The organism is Roseomonas rosulenta (genome assembly GCF_016106005.1).
GTDB lineage: Bacteria > Pseudomonadota > Alphaproteobacteria > Acetobacterales > Acetobacteraceae > Neoroseomonas > Neoroseomonas rosulenta.
Genome location: NZ_JACADR010000122.1, coordinates 1 through 12,871, shown reverse-complemented (window position 1 = coordinate 12,871; position 12,871 = coordinate 1). Strand labels below are relative to the sequence as shown.

The 12,871-nt window shown below is 72.4% G+C and carries 13 protein-coding genes and 1 tRNA gene; 6 read left to right on the top strand and 8 right to left on the bottom strand.

The genetic code is table 11. The features are described from left to right. Window positions 1-99: 99 nt before the first annotated feature. Both HW578_RS15060 and HW578_RS15055 read right to left on the bottom strand, forming a co-directional pair. Window positions 100-885 (bottom strand): SDR family NAD(P)-dependent oxidoreductase, encoded by a 786-nt coding sequence (locus HW578_RS15060; RefSeq protein ID WP_198371369.1) that lies wholly within the window; start codon window positions 883-885, stop codon window positions 100-102. Window positions 886-956: 71 nt separating this feature from the next. Continuing rightward, window positions 957-1,032, bottom strand: a tRNA-His gene (locus HW578_RS15055). A 135-nt stretch (window positions 1,033-1,167) separates the two neighbouring features. On the opposite strand from HW578_RS15055, the gene HW578_RS15050 reads away from it, so the two are divergent. The 3 genes from HW578_RS15050 (at window position 1,168) to HW578_RS15040 (ending at window position 3,570) form a co-directional block, all read left to right on the top strand. Next, a complete protein-coding gene (locus tag HW578_RS15050; protein ID WP_198371368.1) occupies window positions 1,168-2,400 on the top strand; it encodes an MFS transporter in 1,233 nt (410 codons plus the stop codon). A gap of 67 nt (window positions 2,401-2,467) precedes the next feature. Continuing rightward, window positions 2,468-2,923 carry a hypothetical protein gene (locus HW578_RS15045; RefSeq protein ID WP_198371367.1) on the top strand — a complete coding sequence of 152 codons (456 nt, stop codon included), beginning with the start codon at window positions 2,468-2,470 and terminating at the stop codon, window positions 2,921-2,923. Further along, window positions 2,920-3,570, top strand: a complete 651-nt coding sequence (locus tag HW578_RS15040; RefSeq protein ID WP_198371366.1) for an aspartate/glutamate racemase family protein — start codon at window positions 2,920-2,922, stop codon at window positions 3,568-3,570. The genes HW578_RS15045 and HW578_RS15040 overlap by 4 nt, the downstream gene beginning before the upstream one ends. Before the next feature lie 116 nt (window positions 3,571-3,686). Here HW578_RS15040 and HW578_RS15035 read toward each other — a convergent pair whose 3' ends face one another. The 4 genes from HW578_RS15035 to HW578_RS15020 form a co-directional block, all read right to left on the bottom strand. Next, the gene (locus HW578_RS15035; protein ID WP_198371365.1) at window positions 3,687-4,832 is read right to left on the bottom strand and encodes a M48 family metallopeptidase; all 1,146 of its coding nucleotides are present in this window, start codon (window positions 4,830-4,832) and stop codon (window positions 3,687-3,689) included. 10 nt (window positions 4,833-4,842) lie between these two features. Next, complete coding sequence (locus tag HW578_RS15030; RefSeq protein WP_198371364.1) at window positions 4,843-5,406, bottom strand: LemA family protein; 564 nt, start codon at window positions 5,404-5,406, stop codon at window positions 4,843-4,845. 304 nt (window positions 5,407-5,710) lie between these two features. Further along, window positions 5,711-6,979 (bottom strand): ATP-binding protein, encoded by a 1,269-nt coding sequence (locus tag HW578_RS15025; protein ID WP_198371370.1) that lies wholly within the window; start codon window positions 6,977-6,979, stop codon window positions 5,711-5,713. A 70-nt stretch (window positions 6,980-7,049) separates the two neighbouring features. Beyond that, on the bottom strand, window positions 7,050-7,766 hold the full coding sequence (locus HW578_RS15020; RefSeq protein WP_198371363.1) for a response regulator: 717 nt from the start codon (window positions 7,764-7,766) through the stop codon (window positions 7,050-7,052). A 122-nt stretch (window positions 7,767-7,888) separates the two neighbouring features. Between HW578_RS15020 and HW578_RS15015 the strand changes: the two genes are divergently transcribed. The 3 genes from HW578_RS15015 (at window position 7,889) to HW578_RS15005 (ending at window position 10,672) form a co-directional block, all read left to right on the top strand. Then, a complete protein-coding gene (locus HW578_RS15015) occupies window positions 7,889-8,635 on the top strand; it encodes a DNA-3-methyladenine glycosylase family protein (protein ID WP_198371362.1) in 747 nt (248 codons plus the stop codon). Between the two features lie 61 nt (window positions 8,636-8,696). Beyond that, window positions 8,697-9,857 (top strand): aminotransferase, encoded by a 1,161-nt coding sequence (locus tag HW578_RS15010; protein ID WP_232478986.1) that lies wholly within the window; start codon window positions 8,697-8,699, stop codon window positions 9,855-9,857. Window positions 9,858-9,955: 98 nt separating this feature from the next. Beyond that, window positions 9,956-10,672: a hypothetical protein gene (locus HW578_RS15005; RefSeq protein WP_198371360.1), complete on the top strand. Its 717-nt coding sequence runs from the start codon at window positions 9,956-9,958 to the stop codon at window positions 10,670-10,672. Here HW578_RS15005 and hydA read toward each other — a convergent pair. Together hydA and HW578_RS14995 are read right to left on the bottom strand one after the other, a co-directional pair. Continuing rightward, the gene (gene hydA / locus HW578_RS15000; protein ID WP_198371359.1) at window positions 10,665-12,155 is read right to left on the bottom strand and encodes a dihydropyrimidinase; all 1,491 of its coding nucleotides are present in this window, start codon (window positions 12,153-12,155) and stop codon (window positions 10,665-10,667) included. The two genes, HW578_RS15005 and hydA, sit on opposite strands and share 8 nt — an antisense overlap. A 58-nt stretch (window positions 12,156-12,213) precedes the next feature. Further along, window positions 12,214-12,871: cytochrome P450 (locus tag HW578_RS14995; RefSeq protein ID WP_198371358.1), on the bottom strand; the 658-nt coding region annotated here is incomplete at its 5' end.

The window sequence follows — 12,871 nt, the reverse complement described above, 5'->3', positions numbered from 1 at the left end:
GAGGCCGCGCGGGCGGCTCCCGGCGGGGCGACCCCGTCCGGGCGCATGCCCCCGCGGGGGAAGCGGCGGCCGTAGCCGCCCTGGCGCCCCGGCACCGCGCTACACCACCGGCGAGGACCCGCCATCCACGTTGATGGCCGTGCCCGTCACGTAGCCGCCCATGTCGGAGGCGAGCAGCAGCGCCATCGCGGCGAATTCCTCCGCGCGGCCGATGCGCCCGAGCGGGACCGGCTTGCCCTGTTCGGCCTTCCAATCCTCCCAGGTGATGTTGCGCTTCTCGGCGGCGTGGCGGCGGACCCACTGGTCGCTCTCGATGATGCCGACCAGCATGGCGTTCACCAGCACGTTGTGCGGGGCGAATTCGTTCGCCAGCGCCTTGGTCAGCGCCATGCCGGCGGCACGGGAGACCGAGGTCGGCGTGCTGGTCGCCTTGGGCGCCTTCGCACCGATGTTGAGCACGTTGATGACGCGGCCCCACTTGCGGTCGCGCATGCCGGGCAGCACCAGGCGGCACAGCCGGATGGCAGCGAACAGCTTGAGGTCGAGGTCGTCCTGCCAGAGCGCGTCGCTCACCTCGAGGAAGGGGCCGCGCTGCGAGGTGCCGGCATTGTTCACCAGGATGTCCACCTGGCCCAGCGCGCGCACCGCGCCGTTATAGGCCTGCTCGCAGCCCTCGACGGTACGGATGTCGCAGGCGATGGCGACGACTTTCGCGGTGGGCGCGGCCTCGCGCACCTCGGCTTCGCCGCGGGCCAGGGCCTCGGCGCCGCGGGCGACCAGCGCCACGTTGCCGCCGGCCTGGGCGAAGGCCTTGGCCATGGCAAGGCCGAGGCCCTTCGAGCCGCCGGTGATGAGCGCGCTTCGGCCGTTCAGTGACAGGTGCATGGATGCTTCCCCCGAGGATGTGAAGGCCATCCTGCCGGGAAAGACAGCGCGCGCAAGCGAGGGGGAAAGGGTGGGGCGACCAACGGGACTCGAACCCGTGACATCCAAGACCACAACCTGGCGCTCTACCAACTGAGCTATGGCCGCCACCGAGGGGGCGGGGAATAGGGCCGCAGGGGCCGCCCCGTCAACCGCGCGCGTGGATGCATGGCTGCCCCGCGCATGCGACCCTGTTTTTCGCGCCAGCCGGAATGACATGTTCCGGGCGACCTGGAGCGAACCATGAGCCTTTCCTCGACCGCCAGACGGGCCGCCCTGCCGGCCGGAGTGCTCATCGCCTGCGCCGTCATGGGCGCCATGCTGGCGATGGGGCTGCGGCAATCCTTCGGCCTGTTCCTCGCGCCGATGACGGAGGCGCATGCCTGGACCGCCTCGGGCTTCGCATTCGCCATCGCGCTGCAGGTGCTGCTGAACGGGGTGAGCCAGCCGATCACCGGGCAGCTCGCGGACCGCTTCGGAGGGCGCAATGTGATCATCGGCGGCGCGCTGCTCTATGCGACCGGCATCCTCGGCATGGCGTTCTCGGCGCATCTGCCGGTCTTCACCTTCTTCGCGGGCCTGGTGATGGGTGTGGCGGTCTCGGCCGCGGGGATGCCGACCATCATCGCCTCCCTCACGCGCATGCTGCCCGAGGAGATGCGCGGGCGCGCCGTGGGGCTCGGCACCGCGGGGTCGTCCGCAGGGCAGTTCCTGGTGGTGCCGCTGGCCGGGCTCGGCATCTCGGGCTTCGGCTGGCAATGGGCGCTGCTGGCCATGGCGCTGGCCGCGCTGCTGATGATCCCGCTGGCACTGCCGCTGTCGGACAAGCCGGCGCCGGTCGCGGCGAACGCGCCGGCCGCTGACACCGAGACGGCGCGCGCCGCGCTGTCCCGCGCGCTGCGCGACCGGTCCTTCTGGTGCCTGTTCTTCGGCTTCTTCGTCTGCGGCCTGCACGTGTCCTTCCTGACCGTGCACCTGCCGGGCTTCGTGCATTCCTGTGGCCTGCCGCTCTATGTCGGCGCGGGGGCCATTTCGCTGATCGGGCTGTTCAACATCGGCGGGTCGCTGCTCTCGGGCGAACTCACGCAGCGCTGGCGCCGGCGCGAATTGCTGGTCTGCATCTACGGCGCGCGGGCGGTGGTGATGACCGGCTTCCTGCTGGCGGAGAAGACCACCGCTTCGGTCATGGTGTTCTCGGCCCTGATGGGCGTGCTGTGGCTGTCCACCGTGCCGCCCACCGTCGCGCTCTGCGCGCGCAACTGGGGCACGCGCTGGCTCGCCACCATCTTCGGCCTGGTGTTCCTCGGTCACCAGATCGGCGGCTTCACCGGCGCCTTCCTGGGCGGCGTGGTGTTCGACCGCACCGGAAGCTACGACCTGATGTGGACGCTGGGCATCCTCGCCGCCGTCTTCGCCGCGCTGATCCACATGCCGGTGCGCGACGGCGCGCCGCGCGCGGTGCCCGCCCCGGCCTGACCGACGGCTTGCCCGCGCACCCCATGTGGGGCCATACCGGGCGCCCCCGCGTCCCGGAGAGCGACACATGAAGCGCCGACTTGCCTGCAGCCTCATCCTCGCCGCGCCGCTGCTGGCAGCGCCCGCCATCGCGCAGGGGCCGGTCGCGCCCCATGAATGGCTGTTCGGCTCGTGGACCGGCGGCATGTTCCCCGCCGCCGACACGATCGGCCCGCGCTGCACGGCGCAGCCCACGGTGATCTTCACCCGCGACGTTGTGCTGCGATCGGGCCTGCTCGACCCCGCCTATCGCCAGCGGATCATCGAGACGGTGATCACGCGCGCCGACGGCGCGACCTTCCGCTTCAGCCCTGTCGTTCCGCCGGGCGGCGGCGCGGTGCGCCTGCCGCCCGACATCGCCTTCGGCTGCCCCGGCGGGCCGGACGTGCTGGAAGTGCGGCGCATCGGGCCCGACGAGATCGTCTTTCCCGATTGCCGCGACATGCCCTCCCCGCTGCGCCGCTGCGGCAGCCCCGAGCGATGAGCGCGACGCGCCCGCACCGCATCGCGCTGATCCACGCGCTGCGCCATTCGCCCCCGCCGATCGAGGCCGCCTTCGCGCGGCTGTGGCCCGGCCAGGTGCTGATGAACCTGATGGATGACAGCCTCTCGGCCGACCTCGCGCGGGAAGGGTCGCTCACGCCACGCATGACCGATCGCTTCCTGACGCTCGCGCGCTACGCCGCGGGCACGGGGGCGGATGCCATCCTGTTCACCTGCTCGGCGTTCGGCCCCTGCATCGAGGCCTGCGCGCGCGACCTCGCGCCGATGCCCGTGCTCAAGCCCAACGAGGCGATGATCGAGGAGGCGGTGACCAAGGGGAAGCGCATCGGGCTGCTGGTGACCTTCCAGGGCACCATCCCGTCGATGACGCCCGAATTCCCGCCCGGCATCACCGTGGTGCCGAAGGTGGCCGAGGGCGGGCTCGCCGCGCTCGATGCCGGGGACCTGGTCACGCATGACCGCCTGGCTGAGGAAGCGGCGCGCGACCTCGCGGATTGCGACGCCATCGCGCTCGGGCAGTTCTCGCTGGCGCGGGCGAAGCAGCATGTCGAGCGCGCCACCGGCAAACCGGTGCTGACCACGCCCGACAGCGCGGTGCTGAAGCTGAAACGCCTGCTCGGCGGCTGACCCGCGGCGGCGCCGGAGCCGTTGCCGCTCGCCCTGGCTCGCTGCAACGATTCCGGCCTGTTCTTGCGGCGAGCATCTTCACCCGATCAGGTGAGTCCACCTGATCGGGATCTGCTCTACCGCTTGCCCCAGGGCGAGCCCGCCGGCCCGCCGCCCTGCGCCGGCCCCTGCCACCAGGGGGCGGGCGCAGCGGCCGCGCCGGGGGCGATCTGCACCGTGGCGTCGGAGGCCTCCTGCTGCGCCCAGGCCGGCGTGTCCTCGACCACCGGGCGCGCGATCGGCCCCGGGTCGCGCCCGCCGGCCATCCTCACCAGCGTCTCGACCCGCTTGCCGATCGGCGGGTGCGTCGCCATCAGCGAGGACAGCGCGCTGTCCGACGCATCCTCGAGGAACAGGGCGCGGACCTGGGGCGAGACCTCGGGCATCTCGGCATTGCCCTCGACCTTGCGCAGCGCCGAGATCATGGCGTCGGGGTCGGAGGTCAGTTCCACGGCACCTGCATCGGCAAGGAACTCCCGGTTACGCGAGAGCGCCATGCGCAGCGCGGTCGCCAGCAGCCAGGCGAGGGCGATCATCAGCACGCCCACCAGCGCCGCCCAGCCGCCATTGCGTGAATTGGAATTCACGCGCCAGCCGCTGTCCCCGTCGTCGCGCCGCTGCCCCGCACGTGCCACGCGGCGCGTGCGCGTCATGGTGTCGAAGCCGAGCGAGATCACGCCCACGAAGACCGCCGCGATCAGCCCGAGCCGCGCATCGCCGTTGCGGATATGCGCGAGCTCATGCGCCAGCACCGCCGCCAGTTCGCGGTCATCGAGCGCATTCATCAGCCCGCGCGTGACCGTGACCGCGCCCTTGTCGCGCGTGAGGCCGGCGGCATAGGCGTTCATCGCCGGCGTCTCGATCACCGCGAGGCGCGGCATGCGCATCCCGCGCGAGATGCACAGGTTCTCGAGCAGGTTCCACAGCCGCGGTTCCTCGGCGCGGGTGACCGGATGCGCGCCGGTCGCCCAGTCGAGGATCCTGTTGTGCGCGACCCAGGCGATGGCGAACCAGATGGCCGCGGCCCCGCAGGCCATGACATAGAGCCAGGGCAGGTTGCGCAGCGTGTCGCGGAAGGCGCGGTCGAGGCTGTGCTGCTCGGCGGCGAAGATCAGCCCCACGCCGAAGGCCATCAGCGCCAGCAGAAGCGGGAAGCCCGCCAGCAGCAGCATCGACCGCCAGGCGGTATTCCACGCATGGGTGCGCAGGCCCGTCGCCTGCATGGCGCGGCGCCTAGAACTTCACCTGGGGTGTGGACTGCACCGCGGCGCGCTCGGCCTCGGGCAGTTCGAAGAAGCCGCGCTGCTGGAAGCCCATCGACTTCGCGAAGAACACCGCCGGCACGCTTTCCGTCATGGCGTTGTATTCGGAGACGGCGGAATTGTAGAAGCGCCGGGCCGCGGCGATCTTGTTCTCGATGTCGGACAATTCGCCCTGCAGCGCCATGAAGTTCTGGTTGGCCTTGAGGTCCGGATAGGCTTCCGACAGGGCAAAGAGGCGGCCGAGCGCGGCACCGAGCTGGCCCTCGGCCGGCCCGGCGGCGGCGGGGCCCTGCGCCTGGGCGGTGACCGCGGCGTTGCGCGCCTGGATCACGGCATCGAGGGTGGTCTTCTCGTGCGCCGCATAGCCCTTCACCGTCTCGACTAGGTTGGGGATGAGGTCGTGGCGCTGCTTGAGCTGCACGTCCACGTCCGACCAGGACTGGCCGGTGACCTGGCGAAGCGCGACCAGGCGATTGTAGATCACCACCAGCCACACGATCAGCACCACGACGATGCCGAGCAGAACCCATTCCATGGCAAGCAGCCCTTTCGTTGCCCCAGTGGGTCGAGACTAGCGGCGGATCCGGGCCGCGCCAGCCCCGGAAGTCACACCGCGCTCACGCGACGGTGACGCAGTTCTCCATGGCGAGCATCAGCCAGCTGCCGGAGTCGCGCGGCTTAAAGGAGGATTTCTGGTCTCTGTGCGGTTTTTGCGACAGCCTTGGCCGCGATCGCCCTGCGCAGACCCCGCACTTCGCGACATCGGCGTGCAGGGCGCCTTCGGGACCGTGGCGAAGGCGCTCGCCAGCCCGTGCATGGTCGAATGGCCCGCCGCCCCCTCAGGCCGGCAGGCTCGCCACCGCGCGCAACCCGCCTTGGGGCCGGTTCGTCAGCACCACGTCACCGCCATGCGCGCGCAGGATGTTGCGTGCGATGGTCAGGCCAAGACCGGTGCCGCCCGTCTCGCGGTTGCGGCTCGCCTCCAGGCGCCGGAAGGGCGTGAACACCGCCTCGAGCTCCGCCTCGGGAATGCCCGGCCCGTCATCCTCGACCGCGAGGCGCACCACCCCGCCCTCGGGCGGGACAAGCCGCAGCCGCGCAGCCCCGCCATAGGCCAGCGCATTGCTGACCAGGTTCGCGATGGCCCGCTTCAGCGCGATCGGCCGCGCGCGGATGGTCAGGCGCTCCGGCCCCTCGAAGGCGATGGCCTCGGCCAGCTCGGGGCGGGCATCGGCGGCCTCGTCGGCCACCGTGCGGCACAGCGCCGCGAGGTCGACCGGCGTGGCGGGCTCGGCCGCGGCGTCGTCGCGCGCGAAGGCCAGCGTGGCGGCGATCATCTGCTCCATCTCGTCGAGGTCCGACAGCATCTTCCGCCGCTGCTCGTCATCGTCCATGAACTCGGCGCGCAGCCGCAGCCGCGTGATGGGCGTGCGCAGGTCGTGCCCGATCGCCGCCAGCATCTGCGTGCGGTCGGCGACGAAGCGGCGGATGCGCCCGGCCATCACGTTGAAGGCGCGCGCGGCGGTCGCAACCTCGGAGGGCCCGCCCTCGGGCAGGGGCGGCGCGTTCACATCGCGCCCGAGCCGGTCCGCGGCCTCGGCCAGCAGCCGCACCGGGCGCATCAGCCGCGCCACCGCCCACAGGATCAGCAGCACGGCGGCCACCGTCATCACCACGAAGGCAACGAGGAAGGTCGCCGAATGCCAGGGCCGCGGCGGCGGCATCTCGACCCGTATGTTGAGCCAGTCTCCGTCCGGCAGCCGAAGCGAGGCCAGGAAGCCGCCTGGCGCATGGGCGCCCAGGCGCACCTCGCGCGGACGCAGCCGCGGCGGGCCCGAATTCACCAGGTCCAGCCGGAACAGGCGCATGACATCGGCCGGCGGCGGCTGCGCGCCCACGCGCACCGCGGGCTGCCTGTCGAGTTCGACGCTCAGCCCGTCCGGCAGGTCGAGATCGGCCAGCATCTGTTCGCGCCGGTCGGCCGGCGCCAGGATCGCCGTTCGCCAGGCGCCGAAGGCGCGCCCGGCGATCTCCCGCGCATGGATGAAGCGCTGGAGGTCCACCCGGTCCAGCGCGTGGATGGTCAACCCCGCCGCCTGCACCAGCATGAGCGCCAGGATCAGCCAGAAGGCGGTCCGCCCGCCCAGGCTCGCGGGCAGGCGGAAGCGGCTCAGCGCTTCAGCCACGCTCGACCGTCGCCGCCAGGACGTAGCCTCCGCCGCGCACGGTCTTGATCAGGGTCGGGTTGCGCCCGTCGTCTTCCAGCTTGCGCCGCAGCCGCGACACCGCGACATCGATCGCGCGGTCGAAGGGCCCGGCCTGGCGGCCCCGCAGCAGGTCCATCAGCATGTCGCGGGTCAGGACCCGGTTGGGGCGTTCCACCAGCACCAGCAGCAATTCGTACTCGCCCCCGGTCAGCGGCACCTCCGCGCCTTCCGGGTTCAGCAGGCGGCGCAGCACGGGCTCGAGCGTCCAGCCGGCGAAGCGGATGGTCTTGGCCGGCGGTTCCTTGGCGGGGCCTTCGCCGTTCGCGCGCCGCAGCACGGCGCGGATGCGCGCCAGCAATTCGCGCGGGTTGAAGGGCTTGGCCACATAATCATCGGCACCGAGCTCGAGGCCGACGATGCGGTCCGTCTCCTCCCCCATGGCGGTCAGGATCACGATCGGGACATCGGACTGGGTGCGCAGCCAGCGCGCGAAGTCGAGCCCCGGTTCGCCGGGCATCATCAGGTCCAGCACGACCAGGTGGTAGCGCCCCAATGGCCAGACCTTGCGCGCCTCGCGCGCGTCGCGTGCGGCGGTGACGCGCATGCCCTGCTTCTCCAGGAAGCGGGAGAGCAGGTCCCGGATCTCGCGGTCGTCATCGACCACGAGGATATGAGGTGCGGAGTCCATGGCTGTTACAATAGGGCGTCCGGGCGCCGTTACAGCGACGTGCCGTGTATCGTCTTGTTGCAGCGCGCGCGTCGGTTGCGGGGCGTTGCAATCGCGGCCCCGCCGGGGCTTCGTTCGGGACCATGGCCGCACCACCTTCAGCATCACGGAGCCCGGCCCGCCGCATCCCCCGCGGGCGGTCCTCCCCCGAGGCGGCGGGGGTCACTCCCCCATCCCCCGCCCCCGCCGCCTCCCCTCCCGTTCCTGACTGGGCGCGCGAAGCCATCCTGGCGCTGGGCCGGCTCGACCCCGACTTCGCCGGCATCGAGGACCGCGCCGGCCCCCTTCCCTGGCGCCGGCGCGATCCGGGCTTCGCCGGGCTGCTGCGCACCATCTGCGGGCAGATGATCAGCAACCAGGCGGCGGCGGCGATCTGGGGGCGGCTGTCGGCGCTGCCGGGCGCGCTCGACCCCGCCGGGCTGCTCGCGCTGGACGATGCCGCCCTGCGCGGCGCCGGGCTGTCGCGGCCGAAGGTTTCGCATGTGCGCGCGCTGGCGGGCGCGGTGCTGGACGGGCGGCTCGATTTCGCTGCGCTGCGCGATGCGCCGGACGACGCGGCGGTCGCGGCGATCTCGGCGATTCCCGGCCTCGGCCCCTGGACCGCGCAGGTGCACCTGGTCTTCGGCTTCGAGCGGCCGGACGTCTTTCCCGCCGGCGATATCGCGCTGGCGGCCGGGGTCGCCCACCTGAAATTCCTGCCAGACCGGCCGAAGCCGCGCGCGCTGGCCGAAATCGCGCTGGCCTGGTCGCCCCACCGGTCGCTCGCGGCGCGGCTGCTGTGGCACCATTGGCGCCACGCGACCGGACGCCCGGCGGGCGAGGCACCGTAGCGCTGGCGGGCCGGCGAAGCGGCATAGACGCGGCCGCGCGCGGATGGTTCCTTCGCTCGCCATGACCCTGCCGCTCTCGCCCCGCATCCGCGACACCCAGACACCGCCGATCCCCGCCGTGCGCGGCTGGGCGGCGCGCTACGACGGGCGCGCGGGTCCGGTGCTGGACCTCACGCAGGCGGTGCCGGGCTACCCGCCGCATCCCGACCTGCTGGCGAAGCTGGCCGAGGCCGCCGGCGGCCGGGCCGCGGCCGGCTACGGGCCCATCGATGGCGACCCGGCCTTGCGCCAGGCGCTGGCCGCCGACATGGCGCGCTTCTACGGCGCAGGGATCGAGGCGGCGGATGTGGCGATCACCTCCGGCGGCAACCTCGCCTTCACCATGGCCATGAGCGTGCTGGCCGGCCAGGGCGAGGCGGTGATGCTGCCCACCCCCTGGTACTTCAACCACCGCATGGCGCTGAGCGCGCTCGGCATCCCTTGCGTGCCGCTCGAATGCCGCGCGGAGGACGGCTTCATCCCCGACCCCGGGCGCGCCGCCGCGCTGATGCGGGGCGTGCGCGCCATCGTGCTGGTCACGCCGAACAACCCGACGGGGGCAGTCTATCCGGCGGAGGTGATCGCGCGCTTCGCGGAACTCGCGCGCGCGCACGGGGCCTGGCTGGTGCTGGACGAGACCTATCGCGACTTCCTCTCCCCCGCGCAGTCGCCGCCGCATGGGCTGTTCGCCGACCCGGCGTGGCGGGAGGGCTTCGTGCACCTGTATTCCTTCTCCAAGGCGTATTGCGTCCCGGGGCACCGCGTCGGCGCCATCGCCGCCGGGGCGGGCTTCCGGGCCGAGGTGATGAAGGCGCTCGACACCATGCAGATCAACGCGCCGAAGGCGGCGCAGGTCGCGCTCGCCTGGGGGGTGGAGGCGCTGCGCGACTGGCGTGCCGGCAACCGCGACCTGATGGCGGGGCGGGCCGAGGCGTTCCGCCGCGCCGCCACGCAGCTGCCGGGCTGGCGGCTCGACAGCCTCGGCGCCTATTTCGCCTATCTGCGCCTGCCCGGGGATGCGCCGGAGGCGGTGGCGATGGCCGAGCGCCTCGCCGTCGAGCACGGGCTGCTCGGCTTGCCGGGACCCTTCTTCGGGCCGGGGCAGGAACGGCATCTGCGCCTCGCCTTCGCCAATGCCGAGGAGAGCGTGATCGCGCAGGTGCCGGCGCGTCTCGTGGCGTGAGGCGCGGAGGCCTGCGCGGCGCGGGGCTGAAACGCTTCCTTGTGGCCAGGGCGCGGCGGTGCTGCATGCGCCCGAGCACCGCAGCGCTGGGGAATGCCATGACCAGTCGCCGTACGATCCTGCTGGGCGCCGCGGGGCTGGTCGTCGCGCCCGGCGCGCAAGCCGCCACCACCACCGTCGCGCTGCGCCCGGGCCAGCCGCGCGCGACGGTCGGGGTGCGCAATGCACAGGCCGAGCGCGGCTTCGTCTTCTCCATCGCCTTCGGCGGCCCCGGCGCGCCGTCCGGCGAGATCCGCCTGCCCACCTGGTACGGCGATGGGCGCATCCTGCGCGCCCTGCCGATCGCGGGGCGCGAGGTGCTGCTCGCGCGCTTCCAGGGCAATCGCGGCACCGGCGTCGCGCAGACGCTGGTCGCGGTGATCGGCTGCGACGATGCCGGGCGCTTGCGCATCCTCGGCATCGAGACGCTGTCCTTCCGCGATGCGCAGGTGAGCACGGCGTCGCGGCGCATGGAGGGCAGCCTTGACGCCGTGCAGGCGCGCGACGCGCTGCTGCTGCGCCAGTCCACGACAGCGCGCATCCGCGGCCGCGGCGAGACGCGCGAAGGCTGGACCACGCGGCTGGCCTGGAACGGCAACGGCATCCTGACCGCGCCGCCCACGCCGCCGCGCGCGGGCGAGGTGCGCCGGCGCGTCGATGCGGCGCGGGGGAAGATCGCCGCGATCCTGTCGGCCGCGCCGGTGACCGACGCGACCGCGATCGACCACGACGAGACAGGCCTCTGGGCGGTGGGCTACGCCGAGGCGCTCAGATGAAGGCGCGCGAGGGCGCGGGGTCGAAGCCGTCCGGCGTGATGCCGCGCGGGCGGATCATGTCGTAGGGGCCGCGCGGCAGGAAGCGGCCGGTGCCGGGTTCGGCCTGCACCTTGCCATCGCGCATCACGACATCGCCGCGGCGGATGGTCGCGACCGGCCAGCCCGTCACCTCCATCCCTTCATAGGGCGTGTAGTCGATGGCGTGCTGCATCAGCGCGTTGGTGAGCCGCACCTTCTTCGTCGGGTCCCACAGCGCGAGGTCGGCATCGGCCCCCACCGCGATCATGCCCTTGCGTGGCGCGAGGCCCATGAGCCGCGCCGGGTTCGTGCTGGTCAGGCGCACGAAATCGTCGAGCGTGATGCGCCCCTTGCTGACGCCTTCGCTGAAGATGATGGGCAGGCGCGCGGCGAAGCCCGGGATGCCGTTGGGGATATCGCGGAACACGGCGTCGGCGCCGTTCTGGCGCTTGCCGCGGTCGCCTTGAAAGGAGAAGGCGCAATGGTCGGAGGAGATGACGTCGAGCGTGCCGCGGCGGATCATCTCCCACACGCGGGCATGTTCTTCCCGCGTGCGGGGGGCGGGGCTGCACATGAACTTCGCCCCCTCGAAGCCTGGGCGGTCCATGTCGGCGGCGGTCAGCGCCACGTATTGCGGGCAGGTCTCGCCCCAGACCTTCACGCCGCGGGCCTGGGCGCGGGCGATCTCCTCGGCGGCCTCGGCGCAGCTCACATGGAAGACCTGGATGGGCTGGTCCACGAGTTCGGCGAGCGCGATGGCGCGGTGCGTGGCCTCGCGCTCGACCACGGGCGGGCGCGCCCAGGCGTGGTATTTCGGCGCGGTCATGCCGTGCTTGAGCAGTTCGGCGGTGCGCCAGTTGATCGCCTCGTAGTTCTCGCAATGCACGGTGACCAGGCAGCCGAGCTCGCGCGCCTTGGTCAGCACGCGGAGATACTGCGCGTCGTTCAGGTGCAGCGGCTCGTAGGTCAGGAAGACCTTGAGGCTGCGCACGCCCTCCGCCACCACGCGCGGCACCTCGTCGTCCATCACCGCGTCGGTCGGGTCGGAGATGATCTGGTGGAAGGAATGGTCGAGCATCCCGCGCGCCGCGCGCGCGCGGTAGTCGACGTAGCGGTCCCAGACGCCGAAGCCCTTCCATTGCGGGATGAAGCAGACGACGGAGGTGGTCCCGCCGGCGAAGGCGGAGGCGGAGGCGGTGGCGAAGGATTCCTCGTTCACCGTGACGGGCGGCTCGGCGGCGCCCGTGCTCGCATAGCCGCCGCGCGAGGGTTCCTCGATATGGCAATGGCTGTCCACGCCGCCGGGCAGGACCAGCAGGCCGTCGGCTTCGATGGTGCACGCGGCGTCGGTGATGCGTTCGGCGATGGCGACGATACGGCCGTCCTTCACGCCGATGTCGCAGCGCGTGGTGCCGAAGCCGGTCGCCACCTGGCCGCCGCGCACCGCGAGGTCGTAGTCTGCCATCATCGCTCTCCCATGCTGCGCTGCGAACATTGCGGCGGCGCGGCGGGGGCGTCCAGCCTCAGCGCGGCGTGATCAGCAAGCGCATCCCGCCCTTCGGGCGCAGCGCCAGGCGGCAATTCGGCCGCGGGGTGAAGCCAGGCGCCAGCGCGAAACGGAAGCGGCGGAACAGGATGGCGGCGAAGACGCTGACCTCCGCCATGCCGAAGGCCGCACCGGCGCAGATGCGCGGGCCGATCCCGAAGGGCAGGTAGGCGAAGCGCGGGCGGCTTCGCGGCGCATCGCCCAGGAAGCGCTCGGGGCGGAAGGCATGCGGCGCCTCCCACAATTGCTCGTGCCGGTGCAGCAGCCATGGCACGGCCAGCACGATGTCCCCTTCCCGCACGTCCCAGCGGCGGATGCGGTCGGGCTTCAGCGCCTGGCGCGCGAAGACCGCGACGGGCGGATAGAGCCGCATGGATTCCTGGATGACCGCGCGGGTGAAGGCGAAGCCCGGCAGGTCGGCGTAGGCGGGCGGGGCGGCAGGCAGTTCGTCCGCCATGCGGTCGGCCGTGGCCGGGTGCAGCGCGGCCAGCATGGCGGTCCAGGTCAGCGTGATGGCCGCGCCCTCGCTGCCGGCGAGGAGGAACATCACGACCTCATCGAGCAGCGCCTCGCCCGACAGCGAGGCGCGCAGCGCGGCCAGCAGCGGCGTGCCGCCATCGGGGCCGGCGGCCTCC